The following is an 18105-nucleotide window of genomic DNA, read 5'->3' on the forward strand; positions in this document are numbered from 1 at the left end:
CCTGCGCCCGCACACGTACGAGCAGATTCGAAATTCGTTCGCCCATCGGAATGACGCTCTGCTTGGCTCATCCCATGAGTGACCTTCACATTCGCTGCGCCGGCCACGACGACATCGACGGCGTCCTGCGGTTCTGGCCCGAAGCCGCAGAGGGAACAAGCATCAGCGACGACCGCGACGGGGTGTCCCGGCTGGTTGCCCGTGACCCGGAAGCCCTGCTCCTGGCGGAGCGGGACGGTCGGCTGGTGGGCACCGTCATCGCCGGCTTCGACGGATGGCGATGCCACGTCTACCGGCTGGCCGTGCATCCCGAATTTCGCCGGCAAGGCATCGCCACGGCGTTGCTGGAAGCGGCGGACGCCCGTTTCGCCGCGCTCGGCGGCCGTCGGGCCGACGCCATGGTCCTGGAGGCCAACGAACGCGCACAGCATGCGTGGGCCGCGGCCGGCTATCACCGGGAGGACCACTGGCGGCGCTGGGTGAAGCCGCTCTGACAGCGGCGGAGCGGAGGGGGAGTCCGCTGATCCGCGGCCGTCGTCCTGGAGCGCGGAGGACTTCCCCGCTCGACGGAGGACTTCCCCACTCGCCACTTTGCTGATCCTTTACTATGGGTGTTCCTGTCGATCCATTTGAAAGGTGTGAGCGTCCGCCCATGGGCGAGCCTCCCAGTAGCCGATATCGCCGAGATCGCGCGATCCTCCTGTCACTGCCCGATCATGGGACGGAGGTGAACCGATGACCGAAGTGCTCCTGCTGCTCGTGGCCGTACTGCTCTCGCTCGCCTGCGGCGCCTTCGTCGCGGCGGAATTCTCCCTGACCACGGTCGAACGCGGCCAGCTCGAACGGGCTGTGGAGCGGGAGGAACGCGGCGCCGCGAGCGCCATGAAGGCGGTACGCAGCCTCACCTTCCAGCTCTCCGGGGCCCAGCTGGGCATCACCGTCACCAACCTGGTCGTCGGCATGCTCTCCGAATCGTCCATCGCGAAACTGATCAGTGGTCCGGTCGAGGCCGTCGGACTCTCACCCAGCGTGTCGTCGTCCGTGGCACTGGTGATCGGCACCGCCCTGTCCACCGTGTTCCTCATGGTGGTCGGCGAGCTCGTACCGAAGAACTGGGCGATCTCCTCGCCGCTCGCCGTGGCGAAGACGGTGGCCACCCCGCAGCGGGCCTTCACCGCCCTGTTCCGGCCCTTCATCAGCCACCTCAACAACACGGCCAACCACATCGTGCGCCGCTTCGGGCTGGAACCGGCCGAGGAGCTGGCGTCCGCCCGCAGCCCGCAGGAGCTGGTGGCACTTGCTCGGCACTCCGCGAAGGCGGGCGCCCTCGAGGCCGACACGGCCGAGTTGTTCGTGCGCACCCTCAATCTCGCGGAGCTGACCGCGGAGAACGTGATGACGCCGCGGGTACAGGTCACCGCGCTGGAGGTGCAGGCGACGGCGGAGGACGTCGCCAATGCCACGCGGGCCACCGGGCTGTCCCGGTTCCCCGTGTACCGGGGGAGCCTCGACACCGTCGTCGGCGTCGCCCACATCAAGGACGTGCTGGCGATCCCCGCCGAGCAGCGCCCCCGCAAGCGGGTCTCGGACATGCTGCGCGAGCCGTTGCTCGTGCCGGAGACCCTGACCGTGGACCGGCTGCTCGACCGTCTCTCCGGCAAGCTCGCGATGGCGGTGGTCATCGACGAGTACGGCGGCACGGCGGGTGTCGTGACGCTGGAGGACATCGTCGAGGAAGTCGTCGGCGAGGTGCGGGACGAACACGACCCGCACGAGACACCTGATCTCGCACGAGCCGGCGAGGACGCCGACGGACGCACCCTGTGGTCGGCCGACGGCGCGGCCCGCACCGACCAGCTGGAAACGATCGGACTGAGAGTGCCGGACGGACCGTACGAGACCCTCGCCGGACTGATCGCCACGGAGGTGGGCCGCATCCCCGCGGTCGGTGACTCGATAGAGCTGGCCGGCTGGCGCCTCGACGTGGTGGACGCCTCCGGGCGGCGCGCCGCCCGCGCGCTCCTGCACGCACCGCTGCCCGGTTCCGACGAGCTGTCGGAGGACGAGCGATGACCGCCGTACAACTCTTCATCGGCCTGCTGACCCTGGTCGTGAACGCCTTCTTCGTCGGCGCGGAGTTCGCTCTCATCTCCGTACGGCGCAGTCAGATCGAACCACAGGCCGAGGAAGGGAACCGGCGGGCGCGCAGCGTCATCTGGGGCCTTGAACACGTCTCGGCGCTGCTCGCGGCTGCGCAACTGGGCATCACGCTGTGCACCCTGGTCCTGGGTATCGTCGCCGAACCCGCCATCGCGCACCTGCTGGAGCCGGTCTTCGACGCCGTGGGGGTGCCGCACGGACTGGTGCATCCGATCTCGTTCGTGATCGCACTGTCGGTGGCGACCTACCTCCACATGCTGCTCGGCGAGATGGTGCCGAAGAACATCGCGCTGGCCGAGCCCGTGAAGACCGCGCTGCTGCTCGGGCCGCCGCTGGTGACCCTGGCCCGGGCGCTGCGTCCGGTGATCTTCGCGATCAACGCCTTCGCCAACGCGCTGCTGAAGCTGTTGAGGGTGGAGACGAAGGACGAGGTGTCGGCCACGTTCTCGGACGACGAACTGGCCCGGCTCGTCAAGGACGCCGGCGACGCCGGACTGGTCGACGACCGTGCGGCCGAGCGGCTGCACCATGCGCTGGAACTGGGGCGCAGGCCGGTGCGCGATGTGGTGCTGCCGGTGGACCGGGTGATGTACACGCGGGTCGGGACGACGCCCGAGGAACTGGAACGGCTCTCGTCCGAGACCGGGTTCTCGCGATTCCCGGTGATGGACAGCGAGCAGCGGATCCTGGGCTACCTGCATGTGAAGGACGCCTTGGACGTCACGCCCCGCGACGTACCGTTCCCGGTGACCGCGATGCGGCCGATCGCCCGGGTCCGGGCGGCGACACCGCTCGATGACGTGCTGACCGCACTCCGGCGCAGCCGTACGCATCTGGCCGCCGTTCTGGACGAGGACGACCGTCTGGCCGGCATGGTGACGATGGAGGACGTACTCCGGGAACTCGTGGGCAGGCCCCAGCCGCGCTGAGCCGTCCCCCGAGCCGCGGTCCCGCTCCCTTCCGGGCGCGGGACCGCACCCGGTCACAGGGCCCCGGGGCCTGCCGCCGTATCCGGGAAGTGCCGCCCCGCGCCGCGATACGATCGCAGGGCCATGGAAATAAATGCCGAATACACCAGTCTCGTCGCGGTAGGCGATTCGTTCACCGAGGGCATGTCTGACCTGCTGCCCGACGGCTCGTACCGGGGCTGGGCGGATGTTCTCGCCACCCGGCTGGCCACCCGCACCCCCGGGTTCCGGTACGCCAACCTCGCCGTACGCGGAAAGCTCATCAGCCAGATCGTTGACGAACAGGTGGACGTGGCGGCGGCCATGCAGGCGGACGTGGTGACGCTGGTGGGGGGTCTCAACGACACCCTGCGGCCCAAATGCGACATGGGCATGGTTCGGGGCAGGCTGGAGGAGGCCGTGGAGCGCCTCGCGCCCTCGTGCAAGAAGCTGGTCCTGATGCGCAGCCCCGGTCGCAACGGCCCGGTCATGGAGCGTTTCCGGCCGCGGATGGAGGAGCTTTTCTCCCTGGTCGACGACCTGGCCACCCGGCACGGTGCGGAGGTCGCGGACCTCTACGGGGCTCCGGTGCTGGGCGACCCCAGGATGTGGGACGTGGACCGGCTGCACCTGACCGCGGAGGGCCACCGCAGGGTCGCGGAGGCCGTCTGGCAGACGCTGGGTCTGCCGCCGGAGGACGACTGGCAGACCGTGCTGCCCTCCGCGGTACCAGTGCGCTGGTCCTCCCGGCGCGTGGACGACGTGCGCTTCGCCCGCCGTCACCTGCTCCCCTGGGTGGGGCGGCGCCTGACCGGGCGCTCCTCTGGTGACGGCCGGGCGGGGGCGCAGTTCAGCGCCGAGCTGGGGCAGGCCTTCTGGGTCACCCCCGCCGATGCCGGGAGTCCGGGCCCTGTCGCCACCTGGCGACGGGTGGACATGAGCCGGTAGCCGGCCCGCCGGGCTCGGCTGCGATCCCGCCGAAGCCGACTCCGCCCCCACCCCGGTCCCCGCTTGCGCGCTCGTAGCAACGCACAAACCGGGGGCGGCGCCGACCTGCATAAACCGCCAGTAGAATCTGGACACGTGACTGCTGTGTCTGCGAAGCCTCGCATCCCCAATGTCCTGGCCGGCCGCTACGCCTCTGCGGAGCTGGCTGTCCTCTGGTCCCCCGAGCAGAAGGTGAAGCTGGAACGTCAGCTGTGGCTGGCGGTGCTGCGCGCCCAGAAGGACCTCGGGATCGAGGTACCCGACGCGGCCCTGGCCGATTACGAGCGCGTCATCGACCAGGTCGACCTGGCCTCGATCGCCGAGCGCGAGAAGGTGACCCGGCACGACGTCAAGGCCCGCATCGAGGAGTTCAACGCCCTCGCCGGCCACGAGCAGGTCCACAAGGGGATGACTTCCCGCGACCTGACCGAGAACGTCGAGCAGCTCCAGATCCGCCTGTCCCTGGAGCTGATGCGCGACCGCACGGTGGCGGTCCTGGCCCGGCTCGGCAAGCTCGCCGGTGAGTACCGCGATCTGGTCATCGCCGGCCGGTCCCACAACGTCGCGGCGCAGGCCACGACGCTCGGCAAGCGCTTCGCCACCGCGGCGGACGAGCTGCTGGTGGCCTATGGACGGCTTGAGGACCTGCTGGGCCGCTACCCGCTGCGCGGAATCAAGGGGCCTGTCGGCACGGCCCAGGACATGCTCGACCTGCTGGGCGGAGACGCCGGGAAGCTCGCCGACCTGGAACAGCGGGTCGCCGGACACCTCGGCTTCGCGCAGGCCTTCACCTCTGTGGGTCAGGTCTACCCCCGGTCGCTCGACTACGACGTGGTGACCGCCCTCGTCCAGCTGGCCGCTGCGCCTTCCTCGGTCGCGAAGACGATCCGGCTGATGGCCGGCCACGAGCTGGTGACCGAGGGCTTCAAGCCGGGCCAGGTCGGCTCCTCGGCCATGCCGCACAAGATGAATACCCGCTCCTGCGAGCGTGTCAACGGCCTGATGGTCATCCTCCGGGGTTACGCGTCGATGACGGGTGAGCTGGCGGGCGACCAGTGGAACGAGGGCGACGTGTCCTGTTCCGTGGTTCGCCGGGTGGCGCTCCCGGACGCCTTCTTCGCGTTCGACGGTCTGGTGGAGACCTTCCTTACGGTGCTCGACGAATTCGGTGCCTTCCCCGCCGTCGTGGCCCGCGAGCTGGACCGCTACCTGCCCTTCCTCGCCACGACCAAGGTGCTGATGGGCGCGGTGCGCGCCGGTGTCGGCCGTGAGGTCGCCCACGAGGCCATCAAGGAGAATGCGGTCGCGTCCGCTCTCGCCATGCGTGAGCAGGGCACGGAGCGCAACGAACTGCTGGACAAGCTGGCGGCGGACGAGCGCATCCCGCTGGACCGCGCCCAGCTGGATGAGCTCATGGCCGACAAGCTCTCCTTCACCGGTGCGGCAGGCGACCAGGTCACCGCGCTCGTCGGCCGGATCGAGGAGATCACCAAGCAGTACCCGGAAGCCGCCGGTTACGCTCCGGGCTCGATCCTCTGACACGCCGGGCCACCGTCCGATGACACCCGAAGAGCTCCAGGCCGCCCGCGACCGCGTTGTTCCCGATGTGGTCGCGGGCGGCCTGCGCGTGCTGTTCTGTGGGATCAATCCGAGCTTGATGACAGGTGCCACGGGCTACCACTTCGCCTTCCCGGGTAATCGCTTCTGGTCGGTTCTCCATCAGTCGGGGTTCACTCCCCGGCAGCTCAAACCCTGCGAGCAGTCCGAACTGCTCGGCTACGGGCTGGGCATCACCAACGTGGTGGCCAGGGCCACGGCCCGAGCCGACGAACTGTCCGCCGAGGAATTCCGCGCCGGGGGCCGGCTCCTCACCGCGAAGGTCGAGAAACTGCGGCCGCGATGGCTGGCCGTCGTCGGGATCACGGCCTACCGGACGGCGTTCGGCGAGCGGCAGGCGCGCATCGGGCCACAGGACCGGCAGATCGGCGGGGCCCGTGTCTGGGCGCTGCCGAACCCCAGTGGCCTGAACGCCCACTGGACCGTGAGCTCCATGGCCGGCGAGTACGGACGCCTCCGGTCAGCTGTCGACTCGGACGCCGCGATACCCATCAGCGAGGCCTGACTGCCGCACAGGTGCTTCCGGCAGCCGCGCCCGATACCTGATCACCTCACGCGACAGCACTGCCGACTGGCGCAGGGCGGACATTCCGGCAGCCTCGGCCTTGAGCCCGCTCCCGGACACAGCCTCCGCTCCCGGATCCGTCCCCCATGCCCGCAGCCGCCCGGGCACTCTCCCCGCCTCTGTCCCTGTCCCGCCCGTCGCCCTGCCGGCGTCTCCGCTTGCTCTCGCTCTGCCGGCCTCGCCCCGTCGCCTTCGCTCCGAGAGTTGCCCCCGCCCCCGAGACAGAGGTCACGGCGGATCGATCTCGGTCACCACCACGCTGAGCTCACACCCGGGGCCCTCCGCCTCCAGATACAGCGCCAGGGCGAGCCACCGCGCCTCGATGCGCCAGAGCCGGAGATACTCACAGCCCGCGACCGTCTCGGCCCACGGATCGGGTATCTCCTCACCTGACATCATTCGCTCCCGGGCACTCCACAGGCTGATCAGCTGCGGATCGCCCCAACGTGCGCCAAGCACGGTGATCAGGGCCTCGTGCTCCGCGAGGCACTGCGTACGGTGCTCCAGGCGCCCTGCCTCGTCGTCATCCCAATGATCATCGTCGGCGTGCAGGGACGCCGTGTGGTAGCCAGGACCGCTGATTCCCGAACCCGAGCGGATGCGATCCGCGGGAAACTCTCGGGTGCGCATCCCGTCAATGAGGCGGAGGTGATGTGCAGTGGTCATGCCGTCAGTAAACCGTCCGGCACTGACAACGGGCGCCCCGACCTGCGCTTTGAGAGGTTTTCAGCCACCCGTCAGTTCCCGTCACCGTCACTGTCACCGCTGCTGCCGCGCCGGCGTCACTGCGACGGCAACCGCTAGCGCTCCAGCTCCCGGCCCCGCTCCCGCTCCCGCTCCCGCAGCCACCGAGCGCGAGATTCGAGCGAACTTCACCACCCCCGACAACCCTTCGTCGGGTGGGGCGTTCAGGCCGGGCGGCTTCACACGGCCCGGCTTCAGCCGGATGTACTCCGGCATCAGGCGGCTGACCCGTTCCGGGCTGCCTGACGTTCACTGCGCAACACTCCCCCATCGCCGGCTTCAGCTCGATGACCGGGGCCCCGGACACCGCATCGCGACCCACCACAGTCAGTTCGCGGCCCTGGACGGATGCGAGGGCGCAGCACGTCACCCGATGCGGTTCGGTCCGCGGGGAGCCGCGACCGGCGAAGACACCGATGGGCGGAGGGTCGGAGCGACCGCTATATGGCGCGGTTCACGATAGTCGGCGGATTCGGGGATCTGGTCGAAGACGAAGAGGATCTCCACGTGGGAGAAGCCCTCCCGCCCCTGGAGGCACACCTCACCGAAGCGCTCGTCGGCGGTGGTCCCGCTACGGCATGACTACGGCGCCCCAGTTGGCCGTGCGCTGAACGCCCCTCCGGTCGCTCCGCGCTGCACCGCTCGGCGTGATCTCGAAGCTTGGCATGGACGGTTCCAGTCTCTCGCTCGGCGCCGTGCCCGTCGGGCACACGTGTCCGGTCAACTGGCCACCCGCCGCCCGAACATGTCCTAGGCATCCCGGCGACGCAGGGCCCACCATCCGGCCAGCAAGGCCGCCCCTGCCCATGCCGCAGTGACGGCCAGCCCGGTCCAGGGCCCGATGCTGCTGTCCGGATGCTGGTGCAGCACCAACTGTCCGGCCCGGTCGGGAAGATAGTCGGCCGCACCGCCCCCCACGTCACCGACGACGAACGAGACAATCAGGATGAAGGGGATGAGCAAACTGAGCACGGCAACCGCGCTGCGCAATAGGACGGTCAGCCCGGCGGCGAAAAGAGTCATCAGGGCGAGATATACACCGCTGCCGAAGGCGGCCCTCAGGGCGCCCGGTTCTCCCAGCCCGATGGCGTACTCCCCCATGAACGACTGTCCGACCAGAAACGAGCTGAAGCTGGTGACCAGTCCTGTGGCGAGGGCCGCTCCCCCGATGAGTGACATCTTGACTGTGTAGAAGAGTGTGCGTCGCGGAACCGCAGCCAGCGACATGCGCAGCGCTCCGTTGACGTACTCGGACGAGATCGCCGTGGCTCCGAAACTTATGGCCGCGATCTGGCCGAAGTTCAGCGCGTAGAAGGCGCCGAAGACGAGATCCGCATCCGCGCCGTCCGCCTCGGCCTGGCCGACAGTGGCAAAGCTGAGGACGGTGACGGCCATGGTCGCGAGGAACACGGCCACCAGGGACCCGGCTACGGAGCGCACCGATCTGATCTTGATCCACTCGGAACGCAGGACTGCGGTCGTCGACATGCTCAGGCCTCCTGTGGGGCGGTGGCGGTGGAAGTGGCGGACTCGAACTCGGCTGCTCCTGCGGTGAGATCCAGGTATGCCTGTTCCAGCGTGGCCTGCTCGTCCACGAGCTGAAGAATCGGGAAACCTTCAATCGCGGCGAGCGCGCCGATCTCGTCCGCTCTCGCTCCCTCCACCGTCCAGCACCCGTCTTCGCCCTCCGCGGCCCGATATCCCTTGCGTGTCAGGACATGGCCGAGCCGGGACGATTCGGTCGTGCTCACCCGCATCCGCACCCGGGGCCGGCTCCGGGCGTCCAGGAACTCCTGCATCGGGAGGTCGACGAGCAGGCGGCCCCGGCCGAGGACGATCAGATGGTCGGCGAACGATGACGTCTCGTTCATCAGATGGCTGGAGACAAGTACGGTGCGGCCCTCGCGTGCCAGCCGCTTCATCAACTCCCGGATCCAGATGATGCCTTCCGGATCCAGCCCGTTCGACGGCTCGTCGAGCATGACCACCTCCGGGTCGCCGAGCAGGGCTGCCGCTATGCCGAGGCGCTGACGCATGCCGAGGGAGAACGTCTTGATCCGCCGGCCTCCGACGTGGCCGAGTCCGGCCTCCTCCAGGACTTCCTCGACCCTCGACCTGCTCATACCGTTACTCGTGGCCAGCGCGAGCAGATGGTTGCGCGCGGTCCGCGAGGCGTGGGCGGCCTGCGCGTCGAGCAGCACCCCTACACGGCGCAGGGGATCATTCAGAGCCGCGTAGGCGTGCCCGCCGATCGTGGCGGTACCGCCGGTGGGCCGGTCCAAGCCGAGGACCAGGCGCATGGTGGTGGACTTGCCCGCCCCGTTCGGCCCGAGGAAGCCGGTGACCCGGCCGGGTCGAACGCTGAATGTGAGACGGTCCACGGCACGGATCGCGCCGTAATCCTTGGTGAGCTCGTTTACGTCGATACTGGTCATGTGCTCAGACTGGCCGCCCGGCCCGACAGCGGTCCTCCCCCGACGGAGGGGATCGTCTCCCTCGCTCGGGGGAGCCGATCCGAGGAGCTCGCTGACACGATGGCACCATGTCCAGCCTTCTACGCCCCTTGACCATGCCGGTCACCTACACACGGTGGCTGCATCTGCTCCTGCCCGGCGCCGTCGTGAGCGTCTGGCTGTTCATCTCGACGGACACGCCATGGGTGCCGGTCGTCCTCGCGGCTCTGGTGGGGCTGATTCCCGGCATGCGCCTTGCGGAAGGAGTCCAGGCACAGCTGCTGCTCACGCCCGAGGAGCGTGGCGACCCCGGGGCATCCGTCGCGGTCGCTCCTTCCACCTCGTGGTCCGAGCGGTGGCGGACCTCCCTCTGGCTGGAGGTGCGACTGGTGTGCGCCGGGCTGGCCGGGATGGCGACGGTCTGGCTGTCGGCCACGGCGGTCGACCTCGTCCGCTCAGCGGCCGGTTCGCAGCCGAGCGACGAGTGGTTCGCCACCGGTCTGGGCACGCATTGGTGGGCTGCGCTCCTCGCTCCGGTCCCCCTGGTCATGCTGCTCGCTGTGGTCGTGGGATGCGGAGAGCTGATCACCGCAGCCGCCCGATGGCTGCTCGGACCGACTCCGGCGCAGCGGATGACCGCGTTGGAGGAGCGTACCGAGCAGTTGCTCGAGCGCAACCGGATCGCGCGGGAGCTGCACGACTCGATCGGGCATGCCCTGACGATCGCCGTCGTGCAGGCGGGTGCGGCCCGAGCGGCACATGATCCGGCGTTCACCGAGCGGGCGCTGTTGGCGATCGAGGAGACGGGCCGCGACGCGCTGGACGACCTGGAACGGGTGCTCAGAGTGCTGCGCGAATCGGGCACCCCGTCGGGGCAGCGGCCATCGCTGAGCGAGGCGGACCGTCTGCTGGACTCCGCGCGCGGCTCCGGGGCCGAGGTGGATGCGGATGTGTCCGGTCCACTGGAGCAGGTACCGGCGTCGGTGTCCCGCGAGGGATACCGCATCCTCCAGGAGGCACTGACCAATGTCCTTCGTCATTCCGGATCGGTCGCGGTCCGGGTCCGCATCACCGTCGCCGACAGCCGGCTTGAGCTGGAGGTGGCGAATCCGCTCACGGGTTCGGCCACTGCCACGGGGGGCGGAAGTGGTTTGAGGGGTATCAGGGAAAGAGCCGCGCTGCTGGGCGGCAGCGCCAGGACAGGACCGCACAAGGGGGAATGGATGGTGCACGCGAGCCTTCCTCTGCACCGCATACGCTGACCCGATGCCGGTAACCGTTCTTCTCGTCGACGACGAACCTCTGGTCCGCGCGGGACTGCGCGCGGTCCTGGAAGCCCAGCCCGACATCGAGGTGGTGGGTGAGGCGGGTGATGGTGCCGCGGTGATCCCGTTGGTGCGTCAGCTGCGTCCTGATGTGGTCGCGATGGACGTCCGTATGCCGTTGATGGACGGCATAGAGGCGACTCGGGTGCTGCTGCGGACGGTGTCGGCGCCACCCAAGATCCTGGTGGTGACGACGTTCGAGAACGACGAGTACGTCTACGAGGCATTGCGGGCCGGTGCGGACGGGTTCCTCCTCAAGCGGGCCCGGCCGGCCGAGATCGTGCACGCCGTGCGACTGGTGGCGGAGGGCGAGTCCCTGTTGTTCCCCGCAGCAGTGCGACAGCTGGCCGCCGAATACGGTACGAGCAAGGCGCGCGAGGCCATGGAGCGGGCTGCCCTCACCGAGCGCGAGGCGGCGGTGCTGCGCCTGATGGCCCGCGGTCTGTCCAATGCCGAAATCGCAGCTCGGCTCGTGGTGGGCATCGAGACGGTGAAGTCCCATGTCAGCGCCGTGCTGGCGAAGTTGGGTGCCCGGGACCGCACCCAGGCGGTCATCGCCGCCTACGAGTCCGGATTCGTCGCTCCTGGCTGATACCGGGTGTTCACGGACGGCCCCGGCGCCCACGGTCGCCCGGTCCCTGAGCAACGAGTACGATCCGCCTGACATGCGCACAAGCTGGGAGGACACACCGTGGGCCGGCTGACCGGTGGGGACCCGTCGTTGCTGCGTCGGATCAATTCCGCGGTGGTGCTGCACGCCCTCAGGGGTGCGGAATCCCCGACCCTTACCGACCTGACCCGGATCACGGGCCTGTCCCGGCCTACGGTCGAGGGCGTCATGGAGGGGCTGTTCGAAGCAGGGCTGGTCGTCGAGTCGGCCCCGGACGGTGCCGAGGCGCGGCGTCAGGGGCGTCCTGCCCGCCGGTTCCGGTTCCGGGCCGAGGCAGGACACCTTCTGGGCATCGAGATCGGCCCGCACCGGGTCTCGGCGTTGCTGTCGGGACTGGACGGCCGCATCATCGGTGCCGGCTCACGCGAGGTGTCGGAGACCGCCTGCGCGGACGACCGACTCGACAGGGTGCGGGCCGTGGTCGCCGACGTCCTGCGGCGGACGGGCGTGGCCCGCAGCAGTCTGCGGGCGGTCGGCGTGGGCAGCCCTGGCATCGTCGAGGCCGATGGCACCGTCCGCCTCGGCACCGCTCTTCCGGACTGGACGGGGCTGGCGCTCGGTGAGCGTCTGAGGCGCTCGTTCCGCTGCCCCGTGCTCGTGGAGAACGATGCGAACGCGGCGGCGGTCGCGGAGCACTGGAAGGGGGCGGCGACGGAGTCCGACGACATCGTGTTCGTCCTGGCGGGTCTCAGCCCAGGGGCCGGTTCCCTCATCGGGGGGAGACTGCACCGCGGATTCGGCGGGGCAGCGGGCGAGATCGGTGCGCTGCATCTCCTCGGCCGTGGCGTCACGCCGGAGAGGCTGCTGTCGACGACGGACACGCCCCTGGATCCGCTCGACGAACATGCGGTCGCCGCGGTGTTCGCCAAGGCGCGGCAGGGCGATGAGCAGGCGCAGGCTGCCGTCGAGCGGTTCATCCAGCGTCTGGTCCACGACGTGGCGGCGCTGGTGCTGGCGCTCGATCCGGAACTGGTGGTCATCGGCGGCTGGGCCGCCGGACTGGACGGGGTACTGGACCCGCTCCGCGGTGAGCTGGCCCGCTACTGTCTGCGGCCCCCTCGGGTCACCCTGTCGCTGCTCGGCGAGGCTGCCGTGGCCACGGGCGCACTGCGTCTGGCGCTCGACCATGTCGAGGAACAGCTCTTCGCGGTCGAGGGAACGGTGACGGCCCGCCGCTGAAGCGACGGGCCGTACGGTGCACGCGCCGGCGTGCGGTCATCCGGTCAGGATGCCTGGCGCGGCCGGTCGTCGTGGCTGATCTCCAGGTCGCCCGAGTCGCCGAAGGTGAGACGGCAGGTGTCGGCCCGGTACGTCGCGACGGAGACGGCCGCTGTGCCGCCGGCCGCGAGGTAGCGGGTCGTCACGACGAGGACCGGGGCACCGGGGAGCCGGTCGAGCTCCTTGGCGTCGTCCGCGCGCGCCGAACCGAGCTCCACGGAACGGTCCTGCCCGTCGAGGCCGAGCCGGTGCAGTTCCCGTACGACGCTGCGCGCCCTGGCGGGACCCGACGCGGCGTCTATCGCCGAGAGGTCCGGAACGGAGGCGGCCGGTACGTACAGCAGCTCCGCGGCGACCGCCTGCCCGTGCGTGAGGCGAATCCTGCGCACGATGTGGACGGGCTCGTCGCCCGCCACGTCCAGCATGGCGGCCACGGCGGCCGGCGCGGCCGCCGTCCGGCAGTCCACCGACTGCCAGGCCTCGCCCGCGCCGCCTCCGGACCAGTCGTGCTGCGCCGTGGAGACGGCGACGCCCACGCGCGGCGGGGCGACCGTGGTGCCCACTCCCCGGCGGCGTTGCAGCCTTCCTTCGAGTTCGAGCTGCTCCAGGGCCTGCCGGAGCGTCGCCCGGGCGACGCCGAACCGGGCGGCGAGCTCACGCTCGTTGGGGAGGATCTCCCCCACCGCAAAGTCCGAGTCGAGTGCCTCACTGAGCACGGTCTTGAGGTGCCAGTACTTCGGCTCCTGCACCGATTCCAGCTGCGTGGTCCCCACCCTGTCCTCCGCAATCGCCCAGCGGCTTTTCCGCGACGTTATTTATTAAAGGTTCCTGCCTTAACGTTGAGACCATAGGACGGCGCACCCCCTTGGTCAAGACCAATCCTGCGGCCACGGGACCGCGAACCCGCGATCCGCCGTGCAGCGTTCACAGGACGTTCGCGGAAGGCGGGGCTCGGGTCAGCAAGAAGCCCCACGTCCGGACGGGTTCGCGGGGCTTCGGTGCGCGGCTGGGCGGCTCTCCGGCACGGGCGGCCGGGGGCGACTTCCGCAGGAGACGGCCGAGGGCGGCTATTCCCCGCCGAATGTGGTGAGTTTGTCAGGGTTGCGAACGATATATACGCATTGGATGACGCCGTCCCGCACATCCACCTGGAATACGGAGTCCGGCTTCCCGCCGGAGAGCATCAGCACCGCCGGGCCGCCGTTCAGCTCCAGGAACCGGACTTCCAGATCGGGGACCTGGCCGTGGGCGACGGCGAAGAGGAACCTGCCGACCTTGTCCGCGCTCTCCAGGATCCGCAGCGGCGCCTTCGACTTTCCGCCACTGTCGCCGACGAGCCGCACGTCCGGGGCAAGCAGCGCCAGCAACGCATCGAAGTCACCGCCGGCGGCCGCGGCCAGGAAGCGCTCCGTGAGGTCGCGCCGCTGGACGGGATCGACGTCGTAACGGGGCCTGCGTTCCTCCACATGGCGCCGGGCGCGCCCGGCAAGCTGACGTACGGCCGTCTCGGACCTGTCGAGTGTCGTGGCGATTTCCGCGTACGGAAAGCCGAAGGCCTCGCGCAGGACGAAGACGGCGCGCTCCAGCGGGGAGAGTGACTCGAGGACGACCAGTACGGCGACGGAGACCGAGTCGGCGAGCACCGCCTGCTCCGCCGTGTCGGGTGCGGCCGGCCCGAAGTCGGTGACCAGCGGCTCCGGCAGCCACGGTCCGACGTACGCCTCGCGCCGGGCCCCTAGCTGACGCAGCCGGTCGATGGCGAGGCGGGTGACGATCCTGACGAGGAAGGCACGCGGCTCGCGCACATCCTCCCGCGAGGCCGCCGACCAGCGGAGCCAAGCCTCCTGGACCACGTCCTCGGCGTCGGCGATCCGGCCGAGCATGCGGTAGGCGACCCCGATCAGTACGGGCCGGTGCTCCTCGAAGAGGTCGGTCGCGGTTTCGGCTGTCACCGTTCCATCCCAGCCGACCCTGCGCAGCCTGTCCAGTTCACCTCCCCTGCCCTCTTGAACTACAAGCTACCTGGCGGTAATTGTTGCTGACGGAATGTCTAAGCCGCTTGCAGGTACGGAATGCGCGTGCCGCTTCACCCGGGAGCCCCTCCATGGCCACCACGGTCTCGTTCACCGTCGAGTCACCCCGAGGCCCGCGGACCGTGTCCGTGGCGTACGAGCGATCCGGTTCCGGCGAGCCGCTGCTGCTGCTCCACGGCATCGGCCACCACCGTCAGGCCTGGGACCCGGTGATCCCGCTCCTGGCCCTGGAGCGGGATGTCATCGCCGTGGACCTGCCCGGGTTCGGCGCCTCCCCCGGGCTGCCCGATGACGTCACGTACGAACTGACGACCGTGGCGCCACTGCTCGGGACCTTCTGCGAGGCGATCGGGGTGGACCGACCCCACGTGGCGGGGAACTCGCTCGGCGGGCTGCTGGCACTGGAGCTGGGCCGCGAGAAGCTCGCACGCTCGGTGACCGCGCTCTCGCCCGCCGGCTTCTGGACGGATCCCGAGCGCCGGTACGCGTTCGGAACGCTCCGCGCCATGCGGCTCGCAGCGGAGTCGATGCCGCTGCCCCTGATCGAGCGGCTCTCCCTGACCGCCGCCGGTCGCACCGTCCTGACCAGCACGATCTATGCCCGGCCAGGGCGGCGCTCCCCTGAGGCCGCCGTGTCCGAGACCCTTGCCCTGCGAAGGGCGACCGGCTTCCACCGGACACTGGCCGCCGGACGGACCGTCCGGTTCACCGACGACGTCCCGGGTCTACCGGTGACCATCGCCTGGGGCGGCCACGACCGGCTGCTCCTTCGACGCCAGGGCATCAGGGCCAAGCACGCCCTCCCGGGTGCCCGGCTCGTCCGCCTTCCCGGCTGCGGCCACGTGCCGATGAACGACGACCCGGCTCTGGTGGCGCGGGTGATTCTGGACACCAGCCGCTGATTCCGCCGCCCTCTCTCGACCCCGCCGGTTCAGGACGCCCGAGCCGATCGCCACCCCGGCCCCGACCAGGCAACTGCCCGCCGCCTGCGCGAGGCCGTACGAGCCGGCACCGACGAGCGGGGCGCTGAGCGCCGCGGCCACGGGAATCAGCCCGAGGAACAGCGTGGCGCGCTCCGCTCCGATGCGCTGCATGCCGCGGTACCAGCAGACGAACCCGATGACGGTCACCACAGCGGCCTGCCATACCAGCGCGGCCGCCTCGCCGGTCGTGGGCACGCGGACGAATCCCGTGCCGTCGACCAGCAGCCCGAGGACCGTGGACTCCGCCGCGGCGATCGCGCAGACCGTCGCGGAGAGCAGCTTGGGCCCGAGCGGACGCAGCACCGGCACGGCGATCACCGCGAAGCCCACCTCACCCGCCAGCGCACCGACGGAGAAGACGATGCCCGCCGTGTCGGTCTGCCCCCAGCCCTGGACGGTGAACGCGCCGACGGCGACCAGCGCCGCGGCGCTGAGCACGGCACGCGTCGGCCTGCGCCCGGCCGCCAGTGGCACGAGGACGGCCACGAGGATCGGGGCGCACCCGACGAACACGCCCGGAACGGCCGGCTCCGCGGACCGTTCGGCCGCCAGGACGGCAAGGTTGAAGCCGACCATTCCCACGGCGGCGAGCAGGGCCAGCCTGCCCCACTGCCTGGGGCCGAGCCCACGGAGCACCTCGGCCGGCGGAGGCTCACCGGCCCGGTTCAGCAGGGGCAGAAGCAGCAGGGCCGCGAGTCCGTAGCGCAGCGCCTGACCGCCGGCATACGGATAGTCGCCGAGGACACTGTTGGCGGTGAAGGAGACACCGACGAGGACGGAGGCGAAGGCGGCGAGAGACGCGCCACGCAGATAGGTCACATTCATGGGACCGACGCTATGCGGATGGGCGGCCCGGTTTAAGGTCCACATTTGTGACGTCTTCGGGGACCAATTCCATGCCGGCCACCGCCGGCGGTGCGCAGGAGTCCGTCTCGGCGGCCTGGGAACTGCTGCTTCCGGCCGCTTCGGCCCCGGCCCGTGGGCGCGGGCGGGCGCTGCAGTCCGCCCTGCGTGAGGCGGTCCGTTCCGGCCGCCTGGCGCCCGGGACCCGGCTGCCGGCAAGCCGCGCTCTCGCCGCCGATCTCGGCGTCTCGCGCGGTCTGGTCACCGAGGCCTACGAACAGCTGACCGCCGAGAGCTACCTGCGCAGCGGGCAGGGGGCGGGGACATGGGTGAGCGGATCGGTGCGGGCCGCCAGGGGCGGGGCCCGCGATCTCGCTCCCCGCGCCCCCGGAACCCACGTCGACTTCCGGCCGGGGACGCCGGACCTCTCGCTCTTCCCTCGCAGCGCCTGGGCCGCCACGCACCGTTCGGTTCTCGGCAGGCTGCCCCACAGTGCGCTGGGCTATCCGGATCCGCGCGGGCTGCCTGAACTGCGTGATGCCCTGGCCGCCCTGCTGACGAGGCGCCGCGGTGTGGTGGCCGACCCGGAGCGCCTGCTGGTCTGTTCGGGCGTCGCCCAGGCGACCACGCTGCTCGGTTTCGTCCTGCACGGACGCGGACTGGGCACCGTTGGTGTAGAGGATCCCGGGAGCCCCGAGCACGCCGCGCTCTTCGCGTCGGCGGGTCTCGCCACGGTGCGGCTCCCGCTCGACGACGAAGGGCTGTCGATCGGGCCGCTCGTGCGCTCCGGCGTACGCGCCGTCGTGACCACTCCGGCCCATCAGTTCCCCACCGGCATCGCGTACTCCGCCGCCCGCCGCAGCCGGCTTCTGGACTGGGCCAGGGAGACGGACGGCGTCATCGTGGAGGACGACTACGACGGCGAGTTCCGCTACGACCGCGCGCCCGTCGGCGCCCTCCAGGGCCTCGACCCCGAGCACGTCGCCTACACCGGCTCCGTGAGCAAGTCCCTGGCTCCCGGCCTGCGTCTCGGCTGGCTGCTGGCTCCGGCATCGATGACGGACGAGATCGTCGACCGCAAGCGGACCATGGACATGGGCAATCCGGCTGTCGACCAGGCGGTGCTCGCCGACTTCATCGTCCGGGGAGGCTACGACCGGCAGCTGCGCCGCTGCCAGCGCGCCTACCGCGAGCGCCGCGACGTCCTGACGACCGCGCTCGCCGAGCACTTTCCGGGAGCCGAGGTCAGCGGTATCGCGGCCGGACTGCACGTCATCGCCCGGCTGCCCGGACAGTACGGTCCCGAGGCCGAGTTCGTGAGCCGCGCGGCGGAGGCCGGGATCGCGCTGAGGCCTCTCGGTGACTGCGGTGACGCACGTTCCGCCGATGGATACGTGAGCCTGGTGATCGGATACGCGCACCTGCCGCCGGCGGACATCACCCGCGGTGTGCAACTGCTCGCCGCGTGCCCGCGAGGCGGGCGCTGACCGGGCGTCGGGGCAGGTGCCGGGTATTCACCTCGCGTTGGTGTGCCCGCCTCCGTCGGGCGCGAGGGTGGGC

Annotated in this window: 17 protein-coding genes and 1 pseudogene; 11 read left to right on the plus strand and 7 right to left on the minus strand. The window is 70.3% G+C overall.

Translation table 11 applies throughout. The features are described 5' to 3' along the window. Positions 1–74: 74 nt before the first annotated feature. From ABZ434_RS12545 to mug, 6 genes are all read left to right on the plus strand, one after another. Entirely contained in the window at positions 75–494 is a 420-nt protein-coding gene (locus tag ABZ434_RS12545) for a GNAT family N-acetyltransferase (protein ID WP_359134705.1), read from the plus strand. 241 nt (positions 495–735) lie between these two features. Further along, positions 736–2073 carry a hemolysin family protein gene (locus tag ABZ434_RS12550; RefSeq protein WP_359134707.1) on the plus strand — a complete coding sequence of 446 codons (1338 nt, stop codon included), beginning with the start codon at positions 736–738 and terminating at the stop codon, positions 2071–2073. Further along, positions 2070–3089, plus strand: coding sequence for a hemolysin family protein (locus ABZ434_RS12555; RefSeq protein ID WP_359134709.1), 1020 nt, complete (start codon positions 2070–2072; stop codon positions 3087–3089). Before ABZ434_RS12550 ends, ABZ434_RS12555 begins: the two co-directional genes overlap by 4 nt. A gap of 123 nt (positions 3090–3212) precedes the next feature. After that, positions 3213–4055 carry an SGNH/GDSL hydrolase family protein gene (locus tag ABZ434_RS12560; RefSeq protein WP_359134711.1) on the plus strand — a complete coding sequence of 281 codons (843 nt, stop codon included), beginning with the start codon at positions 3213–3215 and terminating at the stop codon, positions 4053–4055. A 135-nt stretch (positions 4056–4190) separates the two neighbouring features. Next, on the plus strand, positions 4191–5633 hold the full coding sequence (purB, locus tag ABZ434_RS12565) for an adenylosuccinate lyase (protein ID WP_359134713.1): 1443 nt from the start codon (positions 4191–4193) through the stop codon (positions 5631–5633). A 19-nt stretch (positions 5634–5652) separates the two neighbouring features. Then, on the plus strand, positions 5653–6216 hold the full coding sequence (gene mug / locus ABZ434_RS12570; protein ID WP_359134715.1) for a G/U mismatch-specific DNA glycosylase: 564 nt from the start codon (positions 5653–5655) through the stop codon (positions 6214–6216). A 288-nt stretch (positions 6217–6504) separates the two neighbouring features. On the opposite strand, the gene ABZ434_RS12575 is transcribed toward mug, so the two are convergent. From ABZ434_RS12575 to ABZ434_RS12590, 4 genes are all read right to left on the minus strand, one after another. Then, positions 6505–6942, minus strand: coding sequence for a hypothetical protein (locus ABZ434_RS12575; protein WP_359134717.1), 438 nt, complete (start codon positions 6940–6942; stop codon positions 6505–6507). 4 nt (positions 6943–6946) lie between these two features. Next, positions 6947–7390 (minus strand): hypothetical protein, encoded by a 444-nt coding sequence (locus tag ABZ434_RS12580; protein WP_359134719.1) that lies wholly within the window; start codon positions 7388–7390, stop codon positions 6947–6949. A 380-nt stretch (positions 7391–7770) separates the two neighbouring features. Next, on the minus strand, positions 7771–8508 hold the full coding sequence (locus tag ABZ434_RS12585; protein ID WP_359134721.1) for an ABC transporter permease: 738 nt from the start codon (positions 8506–8508) through the stop codon (positions 7771–7773). 2 nt (positions 8509–8510) lie between these two features. Continuing rightward, the gene (locus ABZ434_RS12590) at positions 8511–9455 is read right to left on the minus strand and encodes an ATP-binding cassette domain-containing protein (RefSeq protein ID WP_359134723.1); all 945 of its coding nucleotides are present in this window, start codon (positions 9453–9455) and stop codon (positions 8511–8513) included. A 107-nt stretch (positions 9456–9562) separates the two neighbouring features. Here ABZ434_RS12590 and ABZ434_RS12595 point away from each other — a divergent pair, with 107 nt between their 5' ends. The 3 genes from ABZ434_RS12595 to ABZ434_RS12605 all read left to right on the plus strand — a co-directional run bounded on the left by ABZ434_RS12595 (position 9563) and on the right by ABZ434_RS12605 (position 12647). Beyond that, positions 9563–10735: a histidine kinase gene (locus ABZ434_RS12595; protein ID WP_359134725.1), complete on the plus strand. Its 1173-nt coding sequence runs from the start codon at positions 9563–9565 to the stop codon at positions 10733–10735. A 4-nt stretch (positions 10736–10739) separates the two neighbouring features. Further along, the gene (locus tag ABZ434_RS12600) at positions 10740–11390 is read left to right on the plus strand and encodes a response regulator transcription factor (RefSeq protein ID WP_359134727.1); all 651 of its coding nucleotides are present in this window, start codon (positions 10740–10742) and stop codon (positions 11388–11390) included. A gap of 99 nt (positions 11391–11489) precedes the next feature. Further along, the gene (locus ABZ434_RS12605) at positions 11490–12647 is read left to right on the plus strand and encodes an ROK family protein (RefSeq protein ID WP_359134729.1); all 1158 of its coding nucleotides are present in this window, start codon (positions 11490–11492) and stop codon (positions 12645–12647) included. A gap of 44 nt (positions 12648–12691) precedes the next feature. Here the strand turns inward: ABZ434_RS12605 and ABZ434_RS12610 are convergent, their stop codons facing one another. Together ABZ434_RS12610 and ABZ434_RS12615 are read right to left on the minus strand one after the other, a co-directional pair. Beyond that, the gene (locus ABZ434_RS12610; protein ID WP_359134731.1) at positions 12692–13459 is read right to left on the minus strand and encodes a GntR family transcriptional regulator; all 768 of its coding nucleotides are present in this window, start codon (positions 13457–13459) and stop codon (positions 12692–12694) included. A gap of 294 nt (positions 13460–13753) precedes the next feature. Further along, positions 13754–14638 carry an RNA polymerase sigma-70 factor gene (locus ABZ434_RS12615; RefSeq protein WP_359134733.1) on the minus strand — a complete coding sequence of 295 codons (885 nt, stop codon included), beginning with the start codon at positions 14636–14638 and terminating at the stop codon, positions 13754–13756. Positions 14639–14790: 152 nt separating this feature from the next. Between ABZ434_RS12615 and ABZ434_RS12620 the strand changes: the two genes are divergently transcribed. Beyond that, positions 14791–15621 (plus strand): alpha/beta fold hydrolase, encoded by an 831-nt coding sequence (locus tag ABZ434_RS12620; RefSeq protein WP_359134735.1) that lies wholly within the window; start codon positions 14791–14793, stop codon positions 15619–15621. A 57-nt stretch (positions 15622–15678) separates the two neighbouring features. Here ABZ434_RS12620 and ABZ434_RS12625 read toward each other — a convergent pair. After that, positions 15679–16572, minus strand: a pseudogene (locus ABZ434_RS12625) (DMT family transporter); the annotation flags it as partial. 26 nt (positions 16573–16598) lie between these two features. On the opposite strand from ABZ434_RS12625, the gene ABZ434_RS12630 reads away from it, so the two are divergent. Beyond that, positions 16599–18032 (plus strand): PLP-dependent aminotransferase family protein, encoded by a 1434-nt coding sequence (locus tag ABZ434_RS12630; protein WP_359134737.1) that lies wholly within the window; start codon positions 16599–16601, stop codon positions 18030–18032. The last annotated feature ends 73 nt before the right edge of the window (positions 18033–18105 follow it).

This window comes from Streptomyces sp. NPDC005761 (assembly GCF_040630635.1).
In the GTDB taxonomy this organism is placed as follows: domain Bacteria; phylum Actinomycetota; class Actinomycetes; order Streptomycetales; family Streptomycetaceae; genus Streptomyces.